The 24897-nt window shown below is 67.7% G+C and carries 21 protein-coding genes and 1 pseudogene; 13 read left to right on the top strand and 9 right to left on the bottom strand.

All coding sequences use genetic code 11. The features are described 5' to 3' along the window. The 6 genes and pseudogenes from J1902_RS09710 to J1902_RS09685 form a co-directional block, all read right to left on the bottom strand. A pseudogene (locus tag J1902_RS09710) lies at positions 1–526 on the bottom strand (ferredoxin reductase); the annotation flags it as partial. Further along, positions 507–1547 carry a Rieske 2Fe-2S domain-containing protein gene (locus tag J1902_RS09705; RefSeq protein WP_207616043.1) on the bottom strand — a complete coding sequence of 347 codons (1041 nt, stop codon included), beginning with the start codon at positions 1545–1547 and terminating at the stop codon, positions 507–509. The gene J1902_RS09705 and the pseudogene J1902_RS09710, both read right to left, overlap by 20 nt. Before the next feature lie 21 nt (positions 1548–1568). Continuing rightward, the gene (locus J1902_RS09700) at positions 1569–2336 is read right to left on the bottom strand and encodes an SDR family NAD(P)-dependent oxidoreductase (RefSeq protein WP_207616042.1); all 768 of its coding nucleotides are present in this window, start codon (positions 2334–2336) and stop codon (positions 1569–1571) included. Beyond that, complete coding sequence (locus J1902_RS09695; RefSeq protein ID WP_207616041.1) at positions 2336–3853, bottom strand: C45 family autoproteolytic acyltransferase/hydrolase; 1518 nt, start codon at positions 3851–3853, stop codon at positions 2336–2338. Before J1902_RS09695 ends, J1902_RS09700 begins: the two co-directional genes overlap by 1 nt. Next, complete coding sequence (locus tag J1902_RS09690; RefSeq protein WP_207616040.1) at positions 3850–4674, bottom strand: polysaccharide deacetylase family protein; 825 nt, start codon at positions 4672–4674, stop codon at positions 3850–3852. The genes J1902_RS09695 and J1902_RS09690 overlap by 4 nt, the downstream gene beginning before the upstream one ends. Then, positions 4671–6158, bottom strand: coding sequence for an APC family permease (locus J1902_RS09685; protein ID WP_207616039.1), 1488 nt, complete (start codon positions 6156–6158; stop codon positions 4671–4673). Before J1902_RS09685 ends, J1902_RS09690 begins: the two co-directional genes overlap by 4 nt. Before the next feature lie 249 nt (positions 6159–6407). Here J1902_RS09685 and J1902_RS09680 point away from each other — a divergent pair, with 249 nt between their 5' ends. Together J1902_RS09680 and J1902_RS09675 are read left to right on the top strand one after the other, a co-directional pair. Beyond that, positions 6408–6884: an Lrp/AsnC family transcriptional regulator gene (locus J1902_RS09680; protein WP_207616038.1), complete on the top strand. Its 477-nt coding sequence runs from the start codon at positions 6408–6410 to the stop codon at positions 6882–6884. 137 nt (positions 6885–7021) lie between these two features. Continuing rightward, a complete protein-coding gene (locus tag J1902_RS09675) occupies positions 7022–8974 on the top strand; it encodes a penicillin-binding transpeptidase domain-containing protein (RefSeq protein ID WP_207616053.1) in 1953 nt (650 codons plus the stop codon). Positions 8975–9123: 149 nt separating this feature from the next. Here J1902_RS09675 and J1902_RS09670 read toward each other — a convergent pair whose 3' ends face one another. Continuing rightward, complete coding sequence (locus J1902_RS09670; RefSeq protein WP_207616037.1) at positions 9124–9765, bottom strand: GntR family transcriptional regulator; 642 nt, start codon at positions 9763–9765, stop codon at positions 9124–9126. A 154-nt stretch (positions 9766–9919) separates the two neighbouring features. Here J1902_RS09670 and J1902_RS09665 point away from each other — a divergent pair, with 154 nt between their 5' ends. The 8 genes from J1902_RS09665 to J1902_RS09630 all read left to right on the top strand — a co-directional run bounded on the left by J1902_RS09665 (position 9920) and on the right by J1902_RS09630 (position 18307). Beyond that, a complete protein-coding gene (locus J1902_RS09665) occupies positions 9920–10975 on the top strand; it encodes a Rieske 2Fe-2S domain-containing protein (protein ID WP_207616036.1) in 1056 nt (351 codons plus the stop codon). An 8-nt stretch (positions 10976–10983) separates the two neighbouring features. Next, positions 10984–11430: a hypothetical protein gene (locus J1902_RS09660; RefSeq protein ID WP_207616035.1), complete on the top strand. Its 447-nt coding sequence runs from the start codon at positions 10984–10986 to the stop codon at positions 11428–11430. Then, a complete protein-coding gene (locus J1902_RS09655; RefSeq protein WP_207616034.1) occupies positions 11418–12467 on the top strand; it encodes a succinylglutamate desuccinylase/aspartoacylase family protein in 1050 nt (349 codons plus the stop codon). The genes J1902_RS09660 and J1902_RS09655 overlap by 13 nt, the downstream gene beginning before the upstream one ends. An 80-nt stretch (positions 12468–12547) precedes the next feature. Then, entirely contained in the window at positions 12548–13471 is a 924-nt protein-coding gene (locus J1902_RS09650; RefSeq protein ID WP_207616033.1) for an ABC transporter substrate-binding protein, read from the top strand. Between the two features lie 25 nt (positions 13472–13496). Further along, positions 13497–14450 carry an amino acid ABC transporter permease gene (locus tag J1902_RS09645; protein WP_207616032.1) on the top strand — a complete coding sequence of 318 codons (954 nt, stop codon included), beginning with the start codon at positions 13497–13499 and terminating at the stop codon, positions 14448–14450. Further along, positions 14447–15262, top strand: a complete 816-nt coding sequence (locus J1902_RS09640; protein WP_278253616.1) for an amino acid ABC transporter ATP-binding protein — start codon at positions 14447–14449, stop codon at positions 15260–15262. Before J1902_RS09645 ends, J1902_RS09640 begins: the two co-directional genes overlap by 4 nt. A 42-nt stretch (positions 15263–15304) precedes the next feature. After that, complete coding sequence (locus tag J1902_RS09635; RefSeq protein WP_207616031.1) at positions 15305–16273, top strand: PDR/VanB family oxidoreductase; 969 nt, start codon at positions 15305–15307, stop codon at positions 16271–16273. A gap of 192 nt (positions 16274–16465) precedes the next feature. Further along, positions 16466–18307, top strand: a complete 1842-nt coding sequence (locus J1902_RS09630; RefSeq protein WP_207616030.1) for an S-layer homology domain-containing protein — start codon at positions 16466–16468, stop codon at positions 18305–18307. A 121-nt stretch (positions 18308–18428) separates the two neighbouring features. Here J1902_RS09630 and J1902_RS09625 read toward each other — a convergent pair whose 3' ends face one another. Together J1902_RS09625 and J1902_RS09620 are read right to left on the bottom strand one after the other, a co-directional pair. Then, positions 18429–19820 (bottom strand): aspartate aminotransferase family protein, encoded by a 1392-nt coding sequence (locus J1902_RS09625; protein ID WP_207616029.1) that lies wholly within the window; start codon positions 19818–19820, stop codon positions 18429–18431. A 29-nt stretch (positions 19821–19849) separates the two neighbouring features. After that, positions 19850–21337, bottom strand: a complete 1488-nt coding sequence (locus J1902_RS09620; protein ID WP_207616028.1) for a CoA-acylating methylmalonate-semialdehyde dehydrogenase — start codon at positions 21335–21337, stop codon at positions 19850–19852. A 122-nt stretch (positions 21338–21459) separates the two neighbouring features. Here J1902_RS09620 and J1902_RS09615 point away from each other — a divergent pair, with 122 nt between their 5' ends. From J1902_RS09615 to J1902_RS09605, 3 genes are all read left to right on the top strand, one after another. Next, complete coding sequence (locus J1902_RS09615) at positions 21460–23142, top strand: PucR family transcriptional regulator (RefSeq protein WP_207616027.1); 1683 nt, start codon at positions 21460–21462, stop codon at positions 23140–23142. 81 nt (positions 23143–23223) lie between these two features. Further along, positions 23224–24141 (top strand): LysR family transcriptional regulator, encoded by a 918-nt coding sequence (locus J1902_RS09610; RefSeq protein ID WP_207616026.1) that lies wholly within the window; start codon positions 23224–23226, stop codon positions 24139–24141. Positions 24142–24250: 109 nt separating this feature from the next. After that, positions 24251–24880 (top strand): dTMP kinase, encoded by a 630-nt coding sequence (locus J1902_RS09605; protein WP_207616025.1) that lies wholly within the window; start codon positions 24251–24253, stop codon positions 24878–24880. The last annotated feature ends 17 nt before the right edge of the window (positions 24881–24897 follow it).

Below are 24897 nucleotides of genomic sequence, written 5' to 3'. Positions count from 1 at the left end.
CCACGGAGGGTGCGTCGAGGGAGGTCAGCTCGCCGACAAAGGCGAAGTGGTCCTTGCTGCGTGCCCCGTAGACCAGCTTCCAAGGCGTGCCCCGGCGGTGCACCTCGTGGATCATCGGCAGGAGCGGGGTGATGCCGATGCCGCCGGCGACGAAGACGTACCGTTCGGCCTCGGCCAGGGAGAAATTGTCGCGGGGGGCGCCGATGGTGATGGTGCGGCCGGGCCGCAGTTCGCGGTGGACTTCCACGGAGCCGCCGCGCCCCTGGGGAAGCTCCAGGACAGCAATCCGGTAGGATCTGGTGTCCCCCGGATCCCCGCAGAGCGAGTATTGGCGGACGGTCCCCGAGGGCAGGTGCACGTCGATGTGCGCGCCCGGGGTCCAGGCCGGCAGCAGCCCGCCGTCGGGCCGGGTGAATTCGAAGGACGTTACCGACTCTGCTTCGCGTCGCGAGGCCAGGACGCGGACCTCGAAGGAGGCCGGGTCGAGTACGTCGAAAAAGTCCAGTTCATGCGTCAGCGTTGACACGGTGGCCGTCCTTTGCCCGGTTCATCAGTTCAAGGAAGGAACGCCGGTAGTTGAGGGTGAAGAGGTCCGCGGGGACCGAGAATTCCTGTTCCTCGGCATCCCAGGGGATTTCGCGGGGCTGCACGGCTTCCACCACCGGGAGGTCTTCCAGGTACACCATTTCCTCGACGCGCAGGCACTCGGCGAGGTCCGCGCCCTTGTATCCGACCTGGTTGGCCACGCCCCAGAAGATGGTGACGTGCTCGTAGTTGATGGGGGAGGGGAAGCCGGCGACTACGCGCTTGCCGAGCCGCTCGTAGTTGTAGGTGATGGAGGCGAGGCCCGGGGCGGCGCAGTGGTAGCGCATCATGCAGTCGCCGTCCTCGGCCCAGTCGCCCGTGCCAGCGTCGAGCGGCCGTTCCATCCATACGTCCAGCCCGTCGCGTTCAACGTGCAGCGGCTCCACGACCTCGGGGGTGGGGCCCATGGAGACCTTGTGGACGAAGGGGAAGTGCGCCACGTCACGGAAGTTCTCGATCGTCACGCCCACTCCCACCGGGGAATCCAGCGGGGTGGCGGCCACCCATTCGAGTTCGACGTCGCGCCATTCTTCGATGTCGTACATCTCGCGGATGGGGTCTTCCAGCACGGTCCAGACGTGGCCGTAGCGCTGGACCACGGGGTAGCTCTTGACGCCGGCGCGGGCCGGGATCTTGCCCTGGTCCTCCAGCGAGGGGATGCGCGCGCAGGCGCCGCCGGTGCTGGCGAATTCCCAGCCGTGGTACGGGCAGCCGATGGACTTCTGGTGAACCTCGCCGAGGGAGAGGTCGCCGCCGCGGTGCGGGCAGCGCCGGTCCAGGACGGACACAGTGCCCTCGCCGTCGCGGAAAATCACCAGGTTCTTTCCCAGGAGCGTGGCGGTCTGGGGCTTGTCGAGGTCCGAGATGCGGGCCACCGGGAACCAGGAGCGGCGCATGGCCGCTTCGGCGAGTTCACGCTTGGTGGCGGCGACGGCGGCCTGGGGTTCGAGTGTGGTGGTCATGGTGTTTCCTTTCTGGCGGCGCTAGGCGCCGGTGATCAGTGCGCCGCCGTTGACGCTGAGGGTTTGGCCGGTGATGAACGCGGCACTGTCCGAGGCAAGGAACGCCACGGCGGCGGCAATCTCGTAGGGGTCGCCCAGGCGGCCGAGGGGCACCGCGGCGAGTTCGGCGTCGTACGCCTCATCCGGGACCATCCGCGTATGGATGGCTCCGGGAGCCACCGCATTGACCAGGATGCCGTCCACGACCAGTTCCTTGGAGAGCGCCTTCATGAGCGAAAGCTGCGCCGCCTTGGACGTCATGTAGCCGTAGGAGTGTCCGTCCGGCACTTGCCCCCACTGCGAGGAGATGAAGATGACGCGCGGGGCGTCGCTCTTGCGGAGCCACGGAACCGCGCTGCGGGTCATCGCGTAGGGAGCCAGGACGTTGACCGCGAAGTACGGTTCGAGGTCCCCGGCCGAGGTCTCCTCGAGCGTCTTCCAGTTGTGCATGAGGCCGGCGTTGTGGACCAGGATGTCCAGCCGACCCCAGCTCCCGACGGCGGCGGCCACCAGGCGCTCGCCGGCGTCGGGGGCGGTGATGTCCAGCTGCAGGGTGGCCGGTGTCCGCCCGAAGCTCGCCAGGATTTCCGCGGCGACGGCGTCCAGTTCTGCGAGGTCAAGATCGGCGAGGACCAGCTCGCAGCCCCGCGAGGCGAGCGTGCGGGCATGGGCGGCGCCCATGCCGCGGGCGGCTCCGGTGACGACGGCGACCCTGCCGTCGAGGCGGACGCCGGGGATGTCGGTGGTCATCATTCCACCACTTCGGAGATGTGCGGCTCGGTGATGTAGAGCATGTTGCCGTCCGGATCGAAGAAGGGCCGGTAGCGGTACCAGGTGCCGTTCGGGTGCTTCCACTCGATCCGCTGGTCCACCCATTCCACCTGGCCGTCGAGGTGGGCCTCGGCCTGGTCCAGGTCCTCCACCTCGAAGGCCACCGAGTCGAAGCCCGGGGCGTTCTCGGCATTGACCGCGGTGCGGCGCGGGGCATGCTCGCCGGCCTCGGACTTGAAGATGTACAGGGTCACGTTGCCCATGTTGATCGCGGCCCATTCCTCGGCCGGCTCGTACGGCAGGTGGAAACCCAGGCCCAGGGTGCCGTGGTAGAAATCGACCAGCCGGCCGACATCGTGGGTGAGGATGTCCATGTTGTCGATGCGCTTGAGGTTCAGCACAGCGTGCTCCTTCGGGGTTGTGGTGGTACGTGAGGGGTGGGTGCAGGGGCCTCCCGCATGGGCGGAGAGGGTGCCGTCCTGGACGTTGAGGGACACCGTGGCGAGGGTTTCGAAACTGGACCCTGCCGGCAGCGCCGGATCCGCGTGGCAGCAGGTGGCGCCGCCGCCGAGCAGGTGCGAATCCAGGACCGCCACGAGCGCGGCGTCGTCGATCCAGCCGGCTTCCCGCGCCCGGCGGCCCCGGCGGCGGATGCCGTCGAGCCGGAGCACGGTGTCCGGGCCGTTGCGCAGCTCGGTGTCGTGGCCCGACGCCGGGCTGCTGAGGAAGTGGTTGGTGTGCGCGAGCAGTCCGTCGTCGTCGGGCAGTGCATAGCCGACGCCGCCGGGGTTCAGTTCAACGCTCACAGCGGCGGACTCGCCGCCGGCATGGGCCACCAGGGTCAGCGACGACGACGCGGAGACGGGTGCGGCCGCCAGCCGGACCAGGGCCTGGTTGAGGTCCCGGGACTCGTCCAGCACCGCCCGCGCCAGGACGTGCACCGGGGCTCCTAGCCCCTGGCCGTCCTGCGCGTGGTGCAGGATGTTGAACAGGATGCCCAGCCCCCGGCTGTTCACGCCGATCTTGCCGACGATGCCGTACTCGGTGACGGTGGTGGTCATGCCCCCGTCCGGCTGCGGGATCTCCCAGACCAGCCACAGATCGGCGAGCTCCGGATACCAGTCCCAGGCCTGGACCGCCACCGGGGCGCCGACGGCCGGGACGTGCACCACCGTGGAGCACTCCTTGGCCGCCGTGGAACCCACCGCGGCCAGGACCTCGGTGCGGGCATTGATGGCCGCCAGGGACGTGAGCGGGACGCCGGCGCCGTCGGCCATGCCGGCGATCTCCTCCAGCAGGGCCGGCGAGACCGCCTCGATCCGGGCTGCCGCGGCGGCGCCCCAGAAGCCCAGGTCCACGGCGGAACCCGCGGCCCGGTCAAAGAGGCCCTGGTAGGCGGCGATCGACGCCCGGATCTTGTCCGCGTGCCGGCGGCCGAACTCCAGGCCGCGGGCTGCGGGGAGGAGCTGCGTGGAGCGGAAGCGGTAGGTGCTCATGCCAGCTCCAAAAGCGCCGGCGCCACGTGCTGCGCCACCTCGTCCAGGCGGGCGAACCAGACGTCGTCCGATGCCGCCATGTGCTCCAGGACGCGTTCGAACTGGGCCAGCCGGTACGGGCGGCCGATCACTTCAGGGTGCATCGTGAAGCTGGTGTGCCGGCGTTCGGCGCGGGCCGAGTCGAACTCCGCCGTCCAGCAGCGCTGCAGCTCATCGGGGTCGGCCACGTTGCCGCCGCCGTCGATGTTCCAGCCAAAGCGGGGGTAGTCATCCAGCGACCAGTGCACCGGCAGTTCCAGGATGCGGAGGGAGTTCCAGCGCTCGACGTAGGGCCGGTCATCGCCCATGCAGCTGGAATCGTACGTGAAGCCGTGTTCCACCAGCAGGGCGAAGGTCTCGGGAGTGAGCTCCCACGACGTCGAGCGGTAGCCGGTGGGCCGGGGGGCTCCGGCGCGCAGGAGCGCCTCGAGCCCGTGTTCGATCTCGTCCCGCTGCTTCTGGGCGCTGACCTTGTCGCTGCGCAGATGCATGTGGCCGTGGTGGGCAATCTCGTGCCCGGCCTCCAGCAGTGTGGTGACGAGCCCGGGGTTGTGCTCGGCGGTGTGACCGGGGACGAAGAATGTTGCCGGGATGCCGTAGCGGGCCAGGAGTTCCAGGATGCGCGGCACGCCCCGGGTGACCCCGTAGCGGCCTTCGGACAGGATGGTCAGGCGCCGGGCGTACTCTTCGCCCTCGCCGAGCCAGCCGGCTTCGGCGTCGACGTCGAACGTCAGCGACACGGCGGCGGCCTTGTGGCCGGGCCAGGTGGTGGGGGAATTCACTTGCTTTCTCCTGCGGGGACGGGGGCTTCCTCGACGTCGGTCTCCGGGCCGGGGTTTGTGCCGACGCCGGAATGGCGCCACGTGAAGGGCTGCTTCTCCTGCTTCATCTGCCGGTAGAAGTAGAGGACAACGGACAGGGACAGCACGAGGATGCCGATGATGACTTCCTTGATCCCGCCGTAGCCGGTGATTTCCGTGCTGGCGATCCCGACGACGAGGATGACGGTGTCGATGGCGGCCAGCAGTCCGGCAATGTACACCCACTGCCGTCCGAGGCGGATGGGGCGTTCGGCGTCGGGCTGGTCACGGCGGAGGTTGATGAACCCGGTGAGCGACAGGATGTGGCAGATCAGGTAGCCCATGATGCCCGCGACGATCACGGCCAGGGCGTCACCGACGAACACGATCAGCACCACGTTCACCAGGAGATCAAGGGACATGGCGCGGGCCGGAACGCCGGCCTTGTTCAGCTCGCCGAGCTGGCGGATGGTGAGGCCCTCCAGGGCGCTGCCGTGCAGCACCCGGCCGCCGGCCGCCGTCGTCATGACCATCATGAGCATCAGCCCGGCGATCAGGCAGATGGTCATGAGCCAGTCGCTGCCCGGAATGAGCCGGTCGAAGGCCTGAAGGTAGAACGTCACCGGGTTCGCGGCGATCTCGCCTTGTTCTGCGAGGCCCCCGACGCCGAGGGGAACCAGGACGTAGACGGCGAGGACGAAGAAGCCGGCCAGCCGCAGGGCGATGCGTGAGTCGCGGACGGTGTCGCGGAACTCGGGGACGAACGCGGCCACGGCTTCGATGCCGTAGACGGACCACGCCATGACGAACATCCAGGCGATGATTGTCTGCCAGGCCGGGAAGCCGCTGGCGGACAGGTTCCAATGAAGGTTGGAGATGGACCAGCTGCCGCTGAAGAAAGGAGCGACAGCGAAGACAACTATGGGTATGAGGATCAGCACGCCGGTGACGTACATGATGGACATGGCCGGGCGCATGCCCAGCACGTTCAGTCCCCACCCAAGAATGAGGACAGCGAGGGCGATCACGTGGGGCAGGCCGATTTCCGCCAAGCCGGTGGAGAACGTCCACGTCACCGTGGGGAACCATTCGGCCTGGACCAGCGTGCCGATCTGCAGTCCGTAGATGGCCAGTGAGCTGGACCAGCTGAACCAGTAGCCGAACGTGGCAACCGGACCCGCCAGCGTGGTGCGGCTTCGCCAGCCCTGGTTGGCATACATGGAGATCCCGCCGACCTTCTCACCGAACATCCCGGCCATCTCGGAATAGACGTAGTTCTGCAGGCAGGCGATGAGGGCCACGGCGAAGGCCAGTGCGATGGCCGTCCAAGCGCCCAGTGATCCCATGGCGTAGCCGATGACGATGAAGAGTGCTGCCGGGATGGAGAGGCTGATGGTGAAGCCGTCCCACCATCTCAGTGTCTTTTGGTAGGAATGTTCGCCGGCCACGGAGTTGTGAGTGCTCACAGTTGGGGTCTCCTTGCTAGTGCCCTGGGGGCGTCTGGATGTGGTCCGGGAATCCCGCTCCATTGCGGTGTGACTTTGTGATTCCCGCCACGCAAACCGTTGTATGCGACGAGGCTAACATTAAGTTTTGCGAGGAACAATAGCTAATATCAACGTATTGCGTAGTTCAACGAAGGAAGATCTGCGCAAATCGATGGATGATCCCGCCTTTTCCCGGGGGAATGCGGAGCATCCGATATTCTGGGCAGCATGACGGACTATGCGCTGGACGATCTTGACCGGGACATCGTGCGCGAACTGGAGCAGGACGGGCGCCGGGCGCTGCGCGAAATCGGCCGCAACCTGGGCACCTCGGAGGCCACGGTCCGCGCCCGCGTCAAGCGCCTGCAGGACCTGAACATCCTGCGCATCGTCGCGTTCACCGACCCCGAGACCCTGGGCCGCACGCAGCTGGGCATCGTCTTCCTGGAGGTCGCCCCGGAGTTCCACCAGTCCGTCGTCGAGGCCGTCTCGGCACTGCCCGAGGTCACCTACGTGTCCACGGTCCTGGGGCGCGCGGATCTGTGCGTCGAAGTCCTGAGTACGGACAATGCCGCCCTGTGGACCATCCTGAACGAGAAGATCGGCCGCCTGCCGGGCGTGAGGCACATGGAAACCACGTCTGTGCTGAAGGTCCACAAGCTCCGCTACGTCACGCCGGCCATCCCGGCGGCCAGCGGTAGTTAGCCGAGGAGCTCTTGGTTACCGCGAGGAACGAGGCGGAAAGCACCGCCGCCGTCGCACGTCCCCGGGACCGCATCATTCCCGGAGCCCAGGCGACGCTCCCCGCCAGGACAAAGACGTTGTCAGGGGGAACAGGCATAATGGCGCGGGTGGGGAAAACCAGGAATCTTATCTTTGGCCTTGTAACTCTGATGATGGCGGGTTCACTGACCGCCTGCGGCGACGGCCGCGCGGGGGCGGAGGAAGCGGCGAAGCAGCTTGCGTCTTCCCTTGCCGCGCTGGACGTCGCCTCGCTGGCTGTGGACGGCAAGGATGCCGCTGCCGCCAACCAGGACCTGAAGGCCGTGTTTGCCGGCCTCGGGCCCGCCAAACCGGCCGTGCAGCCGGGCGCCGTGACGCTCGACGGCGACAAAGCCACCGTGCCGCTGGACTTCACCTGGACCTTCGGTGGAGCCGAGTGGAAATACACCTCCCAGGCCGAGCTGAAGAAGTCCGGCGAGAAATGGGCCGTCCAGTGGAACCCGGGACTTCTCGCGCCGCAGCTCGAGGACGGCGAAAGGCTGACGGTCCGCACCCCCGCGGCCCCCCGCGGCCAGATCCTCGGTGCCGGCGACACGCCGATCGTCCAGGACCGCCCCGTGCTGCGCGTTGGCATCGACAAGACCAAGATCCCGGCAGAACAGGCGGAGCCCTCAGCGAAGGCACTGGCCGCGCTGCTGGGCCTGGACGTTGACGGCTACGTCAAGCAGACCGCCGCCTCCGGACCCGAGGCCTTCGTGGAGGGCATCATCCTGCGCGCCTACACGCCGGAGATCTCGGCCGAGAAGATCCAGGCGATTCCGGGCGCCGTGAGCATCACGGACACCCTGGCGCTGGCACCCACCCGCACCTTCGCGCGGGCGCTGCTCGGCAGCGTGGGCCAGGCCAGTGCGGAACAGATCGAGAAGTCCAACGGCGCCCTGCGCGTCGGGGACACCACTGGAACCGGCGGCCTGCAGCAGCAGTACGACGCCCAGCTGCGCGGCAAGGACGGCGTGGAGGTGGTCGCCCAGCTCGACAAACAGCCGGACGGCACCGCGACGCCGGGCGTGAAGGTCTTCTTCTCCGCCGCGCCCACCCCGGGCACCACGCTCAAGACCACGCTGGACCTCAGGCTCCAGCAGCTGGCCGAGGACACGCTTGCCGGCGTGGGCCCGGCGTCCGCGATCGTGGCGCTGCGTCCCTCCACCGGCGCCGTCCTCGCCGCGGCCTCCGGCCCGGGCAGCAACGGCTACAACACGGCTATCCTGGGGCAGTATGCGCCCGGCTCGATCTTCAAGATCGTGGATTCCCTGGCGATGCTCCGCAAGGGCCAGACCCCGGATTCGAAGGTCGACTGCCCGGCGACCGTGACCGTGGACGGGCGCACCTTCAAGAACGCCGAAGGCTACCCGGCCGGATCCCTGGGCTCCGTGCCGCTGCGTGATGCCTTCGCGCACTCCTGCAACACCGCCTTCATTAATGCCCGCGACACCATCGGCCAGGACCAGCTCGAAGCCGCCGCGGAAGCGCTCGGCGTGGCCGTCGAGGCGCCCAAGCTCGGCATCGATGCCTTCCTGGGATCCGTCCCGGGCACCGCGGAGGGCACCGAACACGCGGCCTCGATGATCGGCCAGGGCAAGGTCCTGTTCTCGCCGCTGACGGCGGCCGTCATGGCCGCATCGGTCGGCAACGGCGCCCCGGTCTCGCCCCAGCTCGTGCTGAACCCCGACGCCGGTGCCGCCACCGCGCCGTCGTCGGCTTCCACAGGCGCCGCGGCGCCCGCCAAGCCGTCCGGCACGCCCCTCACCAAGGCCGAAGCCGCCTCCATCGCAGACATGATGCGGGCCGTGGTGACCTCCGGGCACACCGGCTTCCTGGCAGAGGTGCCGGGGGCGCCGGTGGGAGCCAAGACGGGCACGGCCGAATTCGGCAAGGACACCCCGCCCAAGACGCACGCGTGGGTTGTCGCCGTGCACGGAGACCTCGCGGTGGCGGTGTTCGTGGAGGAAGGCGGGCTCGGCGCGACAACCAGCGGCCCGCTGCTCAAGACGTTCCTGACGGCAGCCGGCTGACGCGTTCCCGCCGGGCAGACGCTCCCTCACATTTGGGGCTTAAAGTCGGGACCCTCCTGCACTTTGATGTGCAGGAGGGTCCCGTTATTTGTCCCCAAAAGTGAGAGAGGGAGGGTCGGCCGAAAAGGCCTCAAAGGTGAGAGAGGGTCCTAATCGAGGGTGTCGTTGGGGTTGTGGCAGTAGCGGAGGACCTCGGCGATGGTGTCCGGGTCGTCCGTCTTGAGCGCCTCGAGGATCCTCCGGTGGTCCCTGGCGACCTTTGACTGGTGCTCGGGTCCTTGCCGGTACGTCATGGTGATGCGCCGGGCGATGGGATGGTCCCACATGGCGGCGAGCGTGTTGCGCAGGTACGTGTTGGGGCAGGGGTCGATGAGTGCCGCATGAAAGGCCGCGCCCATGCGGAACAGTTCCTCGGCATCTGCGGGATCGACGGTCTCGAATTCATCCACCATGCCACGCAGCCGGACCAGCTGCTGCGGTGAATGCAGGCCGCAGGCCTGCCGCGCCGCCAAGGATTCGAGGGTGTAGCGGACCTCGTAGACGTCCTTGACGTCCTGGGGCGACAGGGTGTTGACGATGTAGCCGCGCCCCGGCACCAGCGTTGCCAGGCCTTCCAGCGTCAGCTGGGTGAGGGCGTCGCGGACCGGGGTGCGTGAGACGCCGTACTGGGCGGCCACCTGCTCCTGGACCAGTGCCGTGCCCGCTTCGATGGTTCCGGCAATGATATCCGAGCTGATTTGCTCGTAGACGCGCACGGCAAGGGGCCGGGTGTCTTTGGCAGTTGGTGCCATGGGGTTCTCCCTAGGGTGGGGCGCAATTTCCACAGTGTATTACGGCACCAAATCAGCGAGGAATGCAGGCCCTGTGCGGGGGATCACAAAAAACCGTTGACCCCTTCGTATTCACCGTATACATTGTATACACCCGAGCGAGGAGTCTTGAAGAATGTATGTTTTGAACACCTGGTATGTGGCGGCGTGGTCCAATGAAGTGACCCGGAAACCCGTGCGCCGAGTGATCTGCGAGCAGCCCATTGTCCTGTTCCGTACCCAGGACGGTGAGGCCGTGGCTCTGGCCGACCGCTGCGCCCACCGCGCCTTCCCGCTGTCCGAGGGCAGGACCATCGGCGATTCCGTGGAATGTGGCTACCACGGCTTCACCTACGGCCCGGATGGTGCCTGCACCAAAGTCCCGGCCCAGACCACCATCCCGGAGCGTGCCCGCGTCCGGAAATACCCTCTGGTGGAGAAGGACGGCTGGATCTGGGCCTGGACCGGCGACGCCGAACTGGCCGACCCCGCGGACGTCCCGGACACGCATTGGATGGTCGATCCCGAGTGGGCCACAGTGACCCACTCCTACCTCTTCAAATGCCGCGCCGACCTCATCCATGACAACCTGCTGGACCTCACCCACGAGTCCTTCCTGCACAAGACCACGGTGGGCGACGACTACATCTACGAGCATGGCATCACCGTGGAAGTGGAGGGCAACGTGGTCAGTGTGGACCGGCTCATGCCGTCCGTCGAGGCGCCGCCGCTCTATGCCGAAACCATGGACGCCCGCGGCCTCTTCGACCGCTTCCACTGCACCGAGTTCTTCGTCCCCAACCTGCACGTGCTGCACTCGGGCATCACCGGCGAGGGCCGCTCGCGCGAGGAGGGCTATCTGATCAAGGTGCTCAACGGCATCACCCCGATCGACCAGCACAATTCCTGGTACTACTACGCCTTCAGCCGCAACTTCGCCGTGCGGGACGCGCAGGCCACGGAAGACCTCAAGACCGGCCTGGCCACCGTCCTGGACGAGGACGCCAGCGCCCTGGAAGCCCAGGAAATCGGCATGCAGACGCGCCCGGCGGGCGAATTCGATGTGCTGATCGCCCAGGACGGCGGTGTCGCCAAAGCCCGCCGCATTCTGGCCGCCCTCCTCAAACAAGAGCAGGCCGCCCGCGAAGGCGCCCCCGCAGCCCGGATCCCGGCCGCCGCCGGGCGCGCGTAGGTGCCGGCATGTGGATGCTGATCAGGGCCAACGCCCTCGGCGCCGAGGTGCACCCCGAACTGGGGACCCGCACCTTGGCGGCATGTCCCGACTCCGCTGAACGCGGTGACCCCTGGCGCTGGACCGTTTCCGTCAACGACGCCGACGCCGAGCGCGTGGTGGTGGAGACCGACGGCGACCATATCCGCCAGGACAGCCGGCAGTACACGGACGGTTACGTCGGCGAACTGTTCCGCCGCTCCGGCGAGCAGTTGGTGGTGGCGCCGCTCCGGGGCGAGGCCCGCGTTGCCGCCGTCGACGGCCCCTGGGAGCGCTGGCTGCGGCCCGGCGACGTGTTCATCCTCGAAGGCGAGGACGATGAAGCCGTGCGGCTGTCCGTCACCCCGGGCGACGCCGTCGTGGACGTCGTGCGTCTCGCCCCTACCACAGGGAGGGCCCTGCGATGGGTACCGTAACGACGACGGCGGCAGCAGCCGCCGCAGCGAGCCTGAGCGGCATCGACTTCGGCAGAGCCGGAAAGCAGCTGGGCCACGGAAAATTGGTTCACTCGGACAACGCCCACGATGCCTCGCACATCCCTGTCCCGGTGGCGGTGATCGGCTCGGGCTCTGGGCCGACGGTCCTGCTGGTGGCCGGAACGCACGGCGACGAATACGAGGGCCAGATCCTGCTGCACGAACTGATCCGGTCCGTGCAGCCCGAAGACCTCACCGGGACACTCATCATCGTGCCCTCGGCCAACGCCCCGGCGGTCACGGCCGGGACACGCGTGTCGCCGATCGACCACGGCAACCTGAACCGCAGCTACCCCGGCGCACCGGCCCAAGGCCCCACGGCCCAGGCCGCGCACCTGGTGGGCAGCGGGCTCCTGCCGCGGGCCGACGTCGTGATCGATCTGCATTCCGGCGGGAGCAACTCGACGTACGTCCCGTGCCTGTTCCTGTACCGGGGCCCGGACGAGGAGCTGTGGGCACAGAAGGTCAAGGCGGCCAACACCATGGGCTTGCCATTCACCATGGTGGTGCCGCCGCGCCTGGAGCCCGGATCGCTCAGCACGGCGGGCGACGACGCCGGCATCCTGACACTGTCCACCGAACTCGGCGGCGGCGGAACCGTGGACCGGCACGTGCTCCATCAGGCACGGACAGGGCTCGCCGCCTTCATGGACAGTGTCGGCGTCCTGCCGGCCCGTGCTGCGGATGCCGTCGGCCCGGAAATCAGCGACCCCGAGCCAACCACGTGGATCGAACTGGTCGCCGAATCCGCGGTCTCCAGCACGGTGCACGGACTGTTCGAGCCAACCGTCGACCTGGGGCAGTTTGTCCATGCCGGGGACGTCGTGGCGAAGGTGCATTTCCTGGACGAACTGGACCGCGAACCCCGTGAATTCCGGGCTGCCGTGGACGGCATCGCGGCGATCATCCGCCGGCCGACCTTGGTCCGGCCCGGCAGCCACCTGGTCCACGTGGCACCCCTCTGCCCGGCTCCGTAAGCCGGCTACGCAAAACCCGTTCCACAGGCCGGGCCCCGCGGGCCCGGCACTCCCCCACAACGTCAGTGAAAGGTTTTCCCATGCGCGTATTCCTCAAGGCCGCCCTGATCGCCACCGCAGGCCTCACTGTTCTCGCCGCCAGCGGCTGCACCAACGCCGCCGCGGACACCGAATCCAAGAAGGACAGCGGCAACGGCGCCGCCAGCACCACCCTGGGCGTCAATGAAGACGCCAGGGCGCTGCTTCCGCAGTCCGTCCGGGACAAGGGCACGCTGGTCATTGCCTCGGACCCCACCTACGCCCCGTTCGAGTACTACGACACGGACAACAAGACCATGATCGGCTGGGACGTTGAGACCGGCGACGCACTGGCTGCGGTGCTTGGGTTGAAGGCCGAGCACGTCCCTGCCACCTTCGAAACCATCCTTCCTGGCCTGGCCTCCAAGAAGTACGACCTCGGCATGTCCGCGTTCTCCATCACGGAGGAACGCAAGAAGGTGGTGGACTTCGTGGCCTACCTCTCGGGAGGCTCGGGGATCGCAGTGGCACCGGGCAACCCCGCCCGGCTCGCCATGAAGTCCGAGACCCTGTGCGGCAAGAAGGTGGCTGGGCAGAAGGGGTCCATCCAAGTGCTGGAAGTCATGCCGGCCATGAGCAAGGAATGCACCGACGCCGGAAAGCCTGCCATCGACCAGCAGCAGTTCCCCACCCAGACCGACGCCAACCTGGCCCTGATGTCCGGCCGCGTGGACGGAGTCATGGCGGACAGCATCTCGCTGGCCTACCAGGGCAAGCTGGGCGGGAACAAGTTTGAGCTCGCCGAGGGCGCGGACTACCAGCCTGAACCGACCGGCGTGGCCTTGAACAAGGAATCGGGCCTCGAACCCGCCGTCGCCGCGGCCATGAAGGCGCTCATCAACAGCGAGCGCTACGCCGAAATCAACGGCAACTGGGGCATCCCCGCCAGCGCCATCATCACCGCAGACCAGGTCTCCGGCAAGTAGCCGGCGGCAGACAGGCAGGAATCCGATGAGTGCAACAGCCGTCAAGGTGGAACCCCAGCGGACCTCGCCGGACCAGTACACCACGGTCAAGGCGAGGTACCCCGGCAGGTGGGTGTCCGCCGTCGTGATCCTGGGCGTCGGCGGCCTGGCGCTGCAGTCCGTGTTCACCAACCCGCGCTTCGGCTGGGAAACGGTAGGTAAATACATCCGGGACGTGTCGATCGTCAACGGCATAGGCATCACCCTGATGTTGACGGCCGTGTGCATGGTGATCGGCGTGGTGCTGGGCGTGGTGCTGGCCGTCATGAGGCTGTCCCTGAACCCCGTGGTCCGCACTGCGGCGTTTGGTTACGTGAACTTCTTCAGGGGCACCCCGGTGCTGGTCCAGCTGCTGTTTTGGTACAACCTCGCGGCGCTGTACCCGACCATCAGCTTCGGCATCCCGGGCGTCAACCTGGACGCCAACCAGATCATCACGCCGATGTTCGCGGCCATCCTGGGCCTGGGGCTCAACCAGGGCGCCTACATGTCGGAGATCGTGCGCGCCGGCATCCTGTCCGTGGACCACGGGCAGGCCGAGGCTGCCGGCGCACTGGGGATCAACCGCTTCCACACCATGCGGCGCATCATCCTGCCCCAGGCCATGAAGGTCATCATCCCGCCCACGGGCAATGAAACCATCGGCATGCTCAAGACCACGGCCCTGGTGAGCGTCATTTCCGTGCCGGAGCTGCTGTATTCCTCCCAGATCATCTATGCGCGGACGTTTGAAACCGTCCCGCTGCTGATCGTCGCGAGCCTCTGGTACATCGTGGTGACGTCAGTCCTGAGCGTCGGGCAGTACTACCTCGAGCGCCGCTACGCCAAGGGCGGGCAGCGCAGCCTGCCAATGACTCCGTGGCAAAAGCTGGCCTTGTTCTTCAACACCCACGCCCCACTCAACACCGACCGGCTGGCCCGGAAAGGCGGCACCCGATGACTGAAACAATGACTTCACCCTCGGGGACGGGGCCCGCAGCCGCAGCCGGCACCCGGATCATGGTGAAGGCCGACTCCGTGCACAAGAGCTACGGCCAGCTGGACGTGCTGAAAGGGATCGACCTCGAGATTGCGGCGGGCGAGGTGGTGTGCCTGATCGGACCTTCGGGCTCCGGCAAGAGCACGCTCCTGCGCTGCATCAACCACCTCGAAGGCATCAACGGAGGCCGCATGTGGGTGGACGGCAAGGTGGTGGGCTACGACATCAAGGGCACCAAGCTGCACGAGCAAAAGCACAACGATGTCTGCCGCAACCGCACGGACATCGGCATGGTGTTCCAGCACTTCAACCTGTTCCCGCACATGACCGTCCTGGAAAACCTCGTCGAGGCGCCCCGGCTGGTGCTGCGCCAGAAGAAGTCCCAGGTCACTGCCCGGGCGCTGCGCTTGCTGGAGCGCGTGGGACTGGCCGACAAAGCAGGCTCCTACCCCCGCCAGCTTTCCGGCGGCCAGCAGCAACGCGTCGCGATCGCCCGGGCGCTGTGCATGGAGCCAAAGCTGATGTTGTTCGACGAGCCGACGTCGGCCCTGGACCCCGAACTGGTGGGCGAGGTGCTGAAGGTCATGAAGGACCTGGCCCAGTCCGGCATGACCATGGTTGTGGTCACCCACGAAATGAACTTTGCCCGCGATGTTGCGGACCGCGTGGTGTTCATGGCGGACGGAAACATCGTGGAGCAGGGACCCGCCGCGCAGCTCATCACGAATCCCCAAAACGAGCGCACCAGGTCCTTCCTGGCGTCCGTTCTGTAACCGCGGGCCCTTGCTCCGCCGCACATCAAGAAAAGGCCAGACATGAGCACTCTCGATTTCTTCGACGTTGAAGTCCGTTCCATGGGCCGCGAGGCCGACGGCGTCCTGTCCCTTGCGCTGCAGCACCCGCTTGGGGATCCGTTGCCGGCGTGGGAGCCAGGGGCACACATCGACGTCCTGCTGCCGAATGGTCTGCTGCGCCAGTATTCGCTGTGTTCGGAGCCCGGGGATCCGCGCTGGCGCGTCGCGGTGCTGCATGAGAAGGCGGGCCGCGGCGGCTCGGCGTTCGTCCATGAGGAGCTCCGGCCGGGCAGCAAGGTCCAGGTCCGGGCGCCGAGGAACAATTTTTCGCTCGCGCCCGCAGCGGAGTACCTGTTCATCGCCGGCGGCATCGGCATCACGCCGGTGCTGCCGATGGTGCGCGCAGCCGCGGCATCCGGTGCGCCGTGGCGGCTTGTGTACCTCGGCCGCAGCCGCCGCAGCATGGCGTTTCTTGGTGAGCTGCCGGACGGCGGTACCGTGACCATCCACGCGGACGACGAGGGCGGCAGGTTCCCGCTGGCTTCCCTGCTGGGCGCCGCCGGCGCGCAAACGCACCTGTACGTCTGCGGTCCCGGGCCGCTGTTGGGGGCGGTCCAGGAGCTGACAGCCCCGTGGGACGGCTCCCGCGTGCACTTTGAGCGCTTTGCGGCGGACCCGGCGGCTGCGTCTCCTGCTGCCGGGCCCGGGGAAGGGCCCGACGGCGGTTCCTCCTTTGACGTGGAACTCGCCGACGGCGCCATCGTCGAGGTTCCTGCCGGAACCACCATCCTGGAGGCGCTGGAGGCAGCCGGGCGGTTTCCGCTGAGCTCCTGCCGCGAGGGCATCTGCGGGACCTGCGAAACACCGGTGGTCTCCGGCGAGATCGACCACCGGGACAGCCTCCTGTCCGGTGACGAGCGCGCGGCGGGGGACACCATGATGATCTGTGTCTCGCGCTGCCGCGGACAGCGGCTGGTGCTTGATCTCTGAGCCATCCCTGAACCGAACGGCAGCGGGGAAGGGCCGAGGGCGGGTGGATCCCGCCGTCGGCCCTTCCCTTTCGCGTTTCTTCGCGGTTACCGGGAAATTGGGTTCATGTCTGATGTAATTTCACCTAGCCGGCACCGGCCCTGCCGAACCTCGCTGAAGACAGAGATTCGCTGAAGACAGAGAGAACACAGGATGCAGCTACTCACCCGCACCGCCGCCGTCGTTACGGCACTGCTGCTGTCCACAGCAGCCCTGACCACCATCTCCGCCCCGCCGGCAGCAGCCGTCCCGCCGCCATCCCCGGGGGCCCCGCCCGTGGAGGCGCCGGAAGGCACCCCCCACTCCGTCCACACCTTCGAGCCCGAGGCCCTCCGGGGCATCCAGGACGCCGAGGGGCCCCAAGGGGCCGCGAGCAGCCTGGCCCGCGCCGGCGACATCAAGGTGACGCTGGTGACCGTCAAGCTGGCGGACAGGACAGCAGAGCAGACTGCATCCATTGACCTGGCTGCGGCGAGGGCCGGCATCACCGCAGCCAGCGAATACTGGAAGAAGATGTCCAACAACAGGCTCTCGATGTCCGTCGATGAGACCAGGACCACCACCGGCTTCAGCTCTACCGCCACGTCCGGACAGTCATACTTCGAGATCATGGACACGGTGACCCGCGAGGCGACCGAGAGGCTGGGCTGGGTCGCCGGACCGTACAAGGCCCTGGTGGTGTTCATTCCCGTCTCCCAGCTTTCCTATGGTGCCCTCGGCGCCGGCTGGAGCGGCGGAAACCAGGGCGGGCGCATGCTCATGCCCGTGCCCAGCAACTTCACCAAGAACGTGGTGGCCCACGAGTTCGGACACATCCTGGGGCTGATGCATGCGGACAGCCTGCAGTGCCTCAGCGGGGCCTCCGACGTCGGACCGGGCACCAACGGCGGTTTTGCCGACACCTCCTGCACCATCCGCGAATACGGTGACACCATGGACCTCATGGGCGCGGCGCAGTACAGGCTGCCGGCGATTAGCTCGAGCCTCTGGTACCTCGGCGGCTTCGGCCGCGGCGATGAAATCCTCAACGTCGGCGTCGCCTCCGGGCGCAAGAGCTATACCCTCAAGGCGTGGGCCGGAGACGAAGCCAACAGGGCGGTCAAGTTCACCGACCCGAAAAGCGGCGAGGCCTACTATCTCGAGCTGCGGCTGCCTGTCGGCTACGACGCAGGCCTGGCCGTGGGCGGCAACCAGGGTGTCAAGATCGTGCAGAACGGCGGCGCCTCGTATGCTTCCTCCCTGATCCTCATGCCGTCCACGCGACCGTTCACCGGCTACTACGCTGAAAACCACGCGTGGCAGGCCGGCAGCACCTTCACCACGCACGCCGGCACCAAGGTGCACATCGACTACGTCAGCTACGCCGCCGGCAGTCCCGACGGCACCGCCGGCGTCACGGTCGATGCCGGATCCCCGTTCACTGACATCAGCGGATCGGGATTCCAGGATGACATCCTCTGGATGTACGACAAGGATCTGAGCAACGGCTGGCCCGACGGCAGCTACCGCCCCTTCGAACCGATCAGCCGTGAGGCCACGGCGGCGTTCATGTTCCGGCTGGCCGCACCGGCCGCGTACACGGCACCGGCCATCTCCCCCTTCAAGGACGTCCCCACCGGCCATCCGTTCTACAGGGAAATCGCGTGGATGGAATCCCGGGGCCTGGCCAACGGCTGGGACGACGGCACCTTCCGGCCGTACGAATCCATCAGCCGTGAAGCGATGGCGGCATTCCTCTACCGGTACAGCGGCGGCTATTGCCGGGTCCCCGCCTCAGCCGGCTTCCAGGAACCGCTCGCCTCTCCGTTCAAGGATGTGCCTGCCGGCGGCGGCTTCTACAAGGAAATCTCGTGGACGAGCCACGCGGGGGTCTCCACCGGCTGGAGCGACGGCACCTACCGGCCGGTCGACCCGATCACCCGTGAGGCGATGGCGGCCTTCATCCACCGCCTCGACACGTTCCAGGGCGCGAACGGCGGCTGCCTGCCGGTCTGAGGTCCGGCCGTGACATGGGAACCGCATGAACGGTGCCGCATGACAAAAGTGAAGGGGCGACGGCGGGTGGATTCCCGCCGTCGCCCCTTCACCTTTTGCTGTTCCCCGGAAGCGGCGAAGCTCAGGCGGCGAAGCCGTCCGCGATGTCCAGCACCTCGTCCAGGATCGCGAGGCCGGCCTTGAGCTCCTCCACGCTGATGTTGCACGGGGGCACCACGTGGATGCGGTTGAAGTTCGCGAACGGGATGAGGCCGCGGGACTTGCAGGCGGCGATGAGCTGGTTCATTTCCGGGCTGGAGGCGCCGTACGGGGCCAGCGGCTCGCGCGTCTCGCGGTCCTTGACCAGTTCGATCGCCCAGAAGACGCCCTTGCCGCGCACCTCGCCCACGGACTTATGCCGGATTGCGAAGTCCGCCAGTGCCGGGCCGATGATGTCGTTGCCCAGGAAGGCGGCATGGTCCACGACGCCTTCCCTTTCCATCGTGTTGATGGTGGCCACGGCCGCCGCCGTGGCGAGCGGGTGGCCCGAGTAGGTGAGGCCGCCCGGGTACGGCTTGGTGCCGAACGTCGCCGCGATCTCCGGGCTGATGGCCACGCCCCCCAACGGTACGTAACCGGAGTTGACGCCCTTGGCGAAGGTCAGCAGGTCCGGGACGACGTCGAAGTGTTCGACGGCGAACCACTTGCCGGTGCGGCCGAAGCCGGCCATGACCTCGTCCGCGATGAACATGATGCCGTACTTGGTGCACAGTTCCCGGACGCCCTGCAGGTAGCCGGCCGGCGGAACGTAGATGCCTGCCGAGCCCGGGATGGTCTCCAGGATCAGCGCCGCGATGGTGGCCGCGCCTTCGAACACGATGAGCTGCTCGAGGTGCTCCAGGGCGCGCTGGCTCTCCTCCGCTTCCGTGGTGGAGTGGAAGGCCGTGCGGTACAGGTACGGCGGGAAGAAATGCACGGTGCCGGTGCTGGCGGTGTCACTGGCCCAGCGGCGGGGGTCACCCGTGATGTTGACGGCCAGGTGCGTGCCGCCATGGTACGAACGGTACGCGGACAGGACCTTCTTCCGTCCGGTGTGCAGCCGGGCCATGCGCACGGCGTGCTCGTTGGCGTCGGCGCCGCCGTTGGTGAAGAAGATCTTGTTGAGTTCGCCCGGGGTGCGCTCGGCGATGAGCCGCGCCGCCTCGGAGCGGGCCTCGTTGGCGTAGCTCGGGGCGATGGTGCACAGCTTGGCCGCCTGCGCGGCAATGGCGGCGACGACGGCAGGGTGCTGGTGGCCGATGTTGGTGTTGACCAGCTGCGAGGAGAAATCGAGGTACCGGGTGCCCTCGCCGTCCCACACGTACGAACCCTCGGCGGCCGAGATGACCATCGGATCCAGCAGGTCCTGGGCGGACCAGGAGTGGAAGACGTGCTTGCGGTCCAGCTCGTAGGCCCGCCGGGCCGCAGCCGAGTCGACGTCGGGGTGCGGCTCGGTCCGTGCGGGAAGGAGCCCGCTGTCAAGGGTGGAAGTCATGTCACTGTCTCCTGTTCGGATGGCGCGGATCAGGCGTTCTGCGGGAAGCCGAGGTTGATGCCGCCGTGGCTCGGGTCCAGCCAGCGGGTGGTGACGGCCTTGCCGCGGGTGAAGAAGCCGACGCCCTCGGCGCCGTGCGCGTGGGTGTCGCCGAGCAGCGAGTTCTTCCAGCCGCCGAAGGAGTAGTAGGCCATCGGGACGGGGACGGGGACGTTGATGCCCACCATGCCCACCTCCACCTCGTTCTCAAAGCGGCGGGCCGCGCCGCCGTCGTTGGTGAAGATCGCGGTTCCGTTGCCGTAGGGGTTGGCGTTGATCGTGGCGAGGGCCTCGTCGTAGCTGTCCACGCGGACCACGGAGAGGACCGGGCCGAAGATTTCGTCGCGGTAGATGGACATGTCCGTGGTGACGTTGTCGAACAGGGTGGGGCCGAGGAAGAAGCCGTCGCCCTCGGCGTCGGGCGCAACCGAGCGGCCGTCGACGACGAGCGTGGCACCGGCCGCTTCGCCGGCGTCGACGTAGCCTGCCACCTTGTCGCGGTGCTGGGACGTGACCAGCGGGCCCATGTCGCAGCCGCGCAGGCCGTCGCCGGTCCGGAGCCCCCGGGCGCGCTCGGCGATCTTCCCCACCAGTTCGTCGGCGATGTCGCCCACGGCCAGGAGTGCGGAGATGGCCATGCAGCGCTCGCCTGCGGAACCGAAGCCGGCGTTGATGGCAGCATCGGCGGCGAGGTCCAGATCGGCGTCGGGCAGCACGATCATGTGGTTCTTGGCGCCGCCCAGGGCCTGGACGCGCTTGCCGTTGGCGGTGGCGGTCTCGTAGACGTACTTGGCGATGGGGGTGGAGCCGACGAAGGAGACGGCCTTGACGTCCGGGTGGGTCAGCAGGGTGTCAACGGCGACCTTGTTGCCCTGCAGGACGTTGAAGACGCCGTCCGGCAGGCCGGCTTCCTTCCACAGCTCCGCCATCCAGTTGGCGGCAGTGGGCACCTTTTCGCTGGGCTTGATGATCACGGTGTTGCCGGCGGCGATGGCGATCGGGAAGAACCACATGGGCACCATGGCCGGGAAGTTGAACGGGCTGATGATGGCCACCGGGCCCAGGGCCTGGCGGATGGAGTGGATGTCCACCTTGGTGGAGGCGTTCTCGGTGTAGCTGCCCTTGATCAGGTGCGGGATGCCGCAGGCGAATTCCACGACCTCCTGGCCGCGGGTGACTTCGCCCAGGGCGTCGTCCAGGACCTTGCCGTGCTCCGAGGTGATGATGGCGGCGAGCTCGTCCTTGCGGGCGTTCAGCAGCTCGCGGAAGGCGAACATGACCTGCGTGCGGCGGGCCAGGGACGTGTCGCGCCATGCCGGGAAGGCAGCCTTGGCGGCGGCGACGGCGGCGTTGCCGTCCTCGGTGCTGGCCAGGGCCACCTGCGCGGTGACCTTGCCCGTGGCCGGGTTGGTGACGGGGGCGGTGCGCTCGCCGGCCGGGACGTAGCTGCCGTTGATCCAGTGCTCGATCGTGTTCACGGTTCTCCTGCTTGTTCGAAAAGGGTGGTTGCTGTGTGCGTTGGCTCCAGTCTGTCCGCCCCGCCCCGGGCCCATAAGTGGCATCCTGTAAAGGAATACGTTCCAGCATTTACACTGTGTAAATGCTGCCCACCGTCCGTGCCATCCTTGACCTCGCGGTCCTCCGCGACGCCGTACCTGCCGTCCTTGGCGGCGCCGGTGCCCTGGACACGCCCGTTCGCTGGGTCCACGTCAGCGAAATCCTGGACCTGACAGGCCTGCTCTCAGGCGGCGAACTGGTCCTGACCACCGGACTGGAGCTGGAAAAGGAACCCGGCGTGGCGGCGTCGTACATCCGCTCTCTGGAGCAGGCCGGCGCGGCGGGCCTCGTCGTGGAACTGGTGGGGCGGCGAAACCGCAGCCTCGCCGCCCTGCGCACGGCCGCCCGGAACTCCACGCTGCCGGTCATCGTGCTCGAACACCGGGTCCGCTTCGTCCAGATCACAGAGACCGTGCACCGGATGATCGTGGCCGAGCAGCTGGAAAGGGTGGAGCGCGCCCGCGACGTCCACGAGGCCTTCACCGTGCTCAGCCTCGAGAGCGCCGGCACGCAGCAAGTGGTGGAGCAGGCCGCCGCGATGATCGGCGCGCCGGTGGTCCTGGAAGACCTGCAGCACTTGGTGCTCGCCTACTCGGCGCGGAACCTGGCCACCACGGAGCTGCTGGACGACTGGGAACGGCGCTCGCGGACCACGCCGTCGCCCGCTCAGGCCTACGGCTCCGCAAAGCGCGCCGGCCCCGAAGAATGGCTCCAGGTGCCGGTGGGTGTGCGGCGGCAGTTGTGGGGGCGGCTGGTGGTCCCGGCGGCTCTCGACGACGACGAGATGGCCGCCATGGTGCTGGAGCGTGCCGCCCAGACCTTGGCGATCAACCGCCTGGCCGAGCGGGACAAGCGTGAGCTGTCCCAACAGGCGCAGGCCGGCCTGCTCAACGCGCTCCGGCAGCCGCGCGGGCTCAGCGAGGCCGAGGCCCTGGCCCGCGCGGCGTCGCTCGGGCTCAGGCGCTCGCCCTACTACGTGCCCGTGGTGTTCCGAACGGCGCTGCCCGCCGGACAGGTTCCCGATGCCCCCGGCGGCGCCGGGTTGCCGGCCCGGCTGCCCTCCGGTGCGCAGGGCGACCCGCTGGCCGGGCAGGAGGAAGAGCGCAAGCTGCTCGAACTGCTGGCCCGGGCACTCAAGTCCACGGCCAGCAGCGCCCTGACGGCGAGCATCCAGTCCGGTTCCCTTGGCATGATCCTGGCCCTGCCCGCGAAGCAGCTCGAGGACGCCGCGCTGCAGCGGCTGGCGGACTCACTGGCCACGCACGCCGGCGACGCGCCCCCCGCCTGGACGATCGGCGTCGGGCGCTACCGTTCCTCGCTGCTGGAAGCGGCGTCGGGCATCGACGAGGCCGCGCACGTGGCCGAAACCGCGGCCACCTTGCACGAGTCCCGCCGGCCCTTCTACCGCGCCACGGACGTCCGGCTCCGCGGCCTCCTGGCGCTGCTGCGCAACGATCCCCGCGTCCAGCAGTTCGCCGAATCGGAGCTGGCTGGCCTGCTGGAGGCCGAGGCGCAGGGCCGGGAAGGGCTCCTCGATCTGCTCGGCAAGTACCTCGAAGCCGGCGGAAACAAGGCTGCCCTGGCGCGCAACGGCTACCTCAGCCGGCCCACCCTGTACGCGCGGCTGGCGAAGTTGGAGGAGCTGCTGGCCGTGGACCTCGACGACGCCGAATCGCGGACCTCCTTGCACGTCGCCCTGCTGCTGCACCGGCTGCGCGGTCAGTGAGTTTATGCACACTTCTCGCCCTTAAGCGCGTGGAATAAGGGCGGGAAGTGTACATAAACTCCGGGGTGCCATCATGGACGCATGGCCAAGCCCTTCACCCTGACCCAGCTGCGGTACTTCTCGGTGGTTGCCGAGCTCGAGAACATGACGGCCGCTGCGGAGCGGCTGCTCGTGACGCAGTCGGCGCTCTCCACCTCGTTGGCGCAGTTGGAGGCGAGCCTGTCCACGCAGCTTTTCGTCCGGCTGAAGACGCGTGGGCTGCGGCTGACGCCGAGCGGACGGCAGTTCGCGCAGGACATCAAGGTTTTCCTGGAGCACGCCGACTCCCTCTATGAATCGGCCCGCGGCATGGGCACCTCGCTGGTGGGCGAACTTAAGGTGGGAGTGTTCGCGCCACTGGCGCCTTTCCGGCTGCCCACCATCCTGCAGACCTTCGAGGCGGAGCACCCGAGCGTGGAGGTATCCTTCCTTGAAGCCGACCTCGCGGAACTCCAGAATGCGCTGCTCGAGGGCCAGTGCGAAACCGCCCTCATGTATGGGCTGGGGCTCGGCCGCGGCTTCACGTACCAGGTGGTGGAGCGGATCCCGCCGCACGTGCTGGTGCACGCCGAGCACCCCGCCGCCTTGCGCCCCGGCCGGGAGATCGCGTTGAAGGATCTCGACGGCGAACCCGCCGTGGTGCTCGACCTCCCGCACAGCCGGGAGTACTACGAGCAGCTGTACGCCTTGGCGGGCGTGGTGCCCAATGTCCGGCACCGCTTCGCGGGCTACGAAACCGTCCGCTCCTTCGTGGCCAAGGGCCACGGCTACGCCATGTTGAACCAGCGGCTGCACAGCGATGTCACCTACTCCGGCGGCAAGGTGGTGGCCCTGACCCTGACCGACAACTTCCCCCCGATCGAGGTCATGCTGGTGCGCCCGGAAGGGGTCCAGCCCACGCGCAGGGCACTGGCGTTCGAGGCGACCTGCGCACGCGTGTACGGTGCGGCGCCCGACTAAAAAGGGGCCCGCAGCGGTCCGCCCAGGAGGCCCAGCCTGTTGTGACCTCCGCCGCGTGCCGGGACGATCCCGCCGTCCCACCGTTTAAGCAGTGGCGGAAGGAGGCCAGATGCTCATTGTCTTAACCGGAATCGACGGCTCGGGGAAATCCACGGCCGCCCGCGCCTTGGTGGCTGCGGCCCGCGACGAAGGCAGGAATGCCCTGCTGCTCAGCAACCACGCCGGCAGGCAGAACATGTCAGTGCTGGGTGAACGGCTGGGCATCCGCTGGCCCCACCGCTTGGCCGACGCTGTGGAGACAACCTTCCGTGTGGCCAACGTGCTTGTGTCCCATGCCCGAGCCCGCCGTTTCGACGGGCTGGTGGTGATGGATCGGCACCTCCACTGCCAGCTTGCGCTGCGCACTGCCAAAGGCCTGCCGCGGGGCCGCCTGATCCCTTGGCTCATTTCCTCCCTGCCTACACCTGACGCAGTGGTGCACCTGGACGTGGAGCCCGCGCTGGCACACCAGCGCATAGTGGCACGTGGCACCGATACGGAGACGATGGCTCACCTGGTTGCCCTGCGCGACGCCTACCGCTCCATGCCCGAATACCCGGGCTTCATCCAGCTTGACGCGGACTGCCCGCCGGCAGACGTTGTGGACCGGCTGGCCCGGATCGTGCACGCGGAAGGTTTCGCGGCATCTCATAAAGAAAATCCATCGATCAGGCAAAAACAATCAATTGGACAGATGTGATCCGGGTCACCGAAGGT

It is taken from the genome of Arthrobacter cavernae, from assembly GCF_017368795.1.
Taxonomy (GTDB): domain Bacteria; phylum Actinomycetota; class Actinomycetes; order Actinomycetales; family Micrococcaceae; genus Arthrobacter; species Arthrobacter cavernae.
Note: the sequence above shows the minus strand (reverse complement) of the source record. Positions and strands in the feature narration are given on the sequence as shown.

What these genes read in the sequence shown, in the direction of transcription:
- J1902_RS09705 (WP_207616043.1), bottom strand. Translation starts at nt 1,547, where the DNA reads ATGACCACCACACTCGAACCCCAGGCCGCCGTCGCCGCCACCAAGCGT.
- J1902_RS09700 (WP_207616042.1), bottom strand. Translation starts at nt 2,336, where the DNA reads ATGACCACCGACATCCCCGGCGTCCGCCTCGACGGCAGGGTCGCCGTC.
- J1902_RS09695 (WP_207616041.1), bottom strand. Translation starts at nt 3,853, where the DNA reads ATGAGCACCTACCGCTTCCGCTCCACGCAGCTCCTCCCCGCAGCCCGC.
- J1902_RS09680 (WP_207616038.1), top strand. Translation starts at nt 6,408, where the DNA reads ATGACGGACTATGCGCTGGACGATCTTGACCGGGACATCGTGCGCGAA.
- J1902_RS09675 (WP_207616053.1), top strand. Translation starts at nt 7,022, where the DNA reads ATGGCGCGGGTGGGGAAAACCAGGAATCTTATCTTTGGCCTTGTAACT.
- J1902_RS09670 (WP_207616037.1), bottom strand. Translation starts at nt 9,765, where the DNA reads ATGGCACCAACTGCCAAAGACACCCGGCCCCTTGCCGTGCGCGTCTAC.
- J1902_RS09665 (WP_207616036.1), top strand. Translation starts at nt 9,920, where the DNA reads ATGTATGTTTTGAACACCTGGTATGTGGCGGCGTGGTCCAATGAAGTG.
- J1902_RS09660 (WP_207616035.1), top strand. Translation starts at nt 10,984, where the DNA reads ATGTGGATGCTGATCAGGGCCAACGCCCTCGGCGCCGAGGTGCACCCC.
- J1902_RS09655 (WP_207616034.1), top strand. Translation starts at nt 11,418, where the DNA reads ATGGGTACCGTAACGACGACGGCGGCAGCAGCCGCCGCAGCGAGCCTG.
- J1902_RS09650 (WP_207616033.1), top strand. Translation starts at nt 12,548, where the DNA reads ATGCGCGTATTCCTCAAGGCCGCCCTGATCGCCACCGCAGGCCTCACT.
- J1902_RS09645 (WP_207616032.1), top strand. Translation starts at nt 13,497, where the DNA reads ATGAGTGCAACAGCCGTCAAGGTGGAACCCCAGCGGACCTCGCCGGAC.
- J1902_RS09640 (WP_278253616.1), top strand. Translation starts at nt 14,447, where the DNA reads ATGACTGAAACAATGACTTCACCCTCGGGGACGGGGCCCGCAGCCGCA.
- J1902_RS09635 (WP_207616031.1), top strand. Translation starts at nt 15,305, where the DNA reads ATGAGCACTCTCGATTTCTTCGACGTTGAAGTCCGTTCCATGGGCCGC.
- J1902_RS09630 (WP_207616030.1), top strand. Translation starts at nt 16,466, where the DNA reads ATGCAGCTACTCACCCGCACCGCCGCCGTCGTTACGGCACTGCTGCTG.
- J1902_RS09625 (WP_207616029.1), bottom strand. Translation starts at nt 19,820, where the DNA reads ATGACTTCCACCCTTGACAGCGGGCTCCTTCCCGCACGGACCGAGCCG.
- J1902_RS09615 (WP_207616027.1), top strand. Translation starts at nt 21,460, where the DNA reads ATGCTGCCCACCGTCCGTGCCATCCTTGACCTCGCGGTCCTCCGCGAC.
- J1902_RS09610 (WP_207616026.1), top strand. Translation starts at nt 23,224, where the DNA reads ATGGCCAAGCCCTTCACCCTGACCCAGCTGCGGTACTTCTCGGTGGTT.
- J1902_RS09605 (WP_207616025.1), top strand. Translation starts at nt 24,251, where the DNA reads ATGCTCATTGTCTTAACCGGAATCGACGGCTCGGGGAAATCCACGGCC.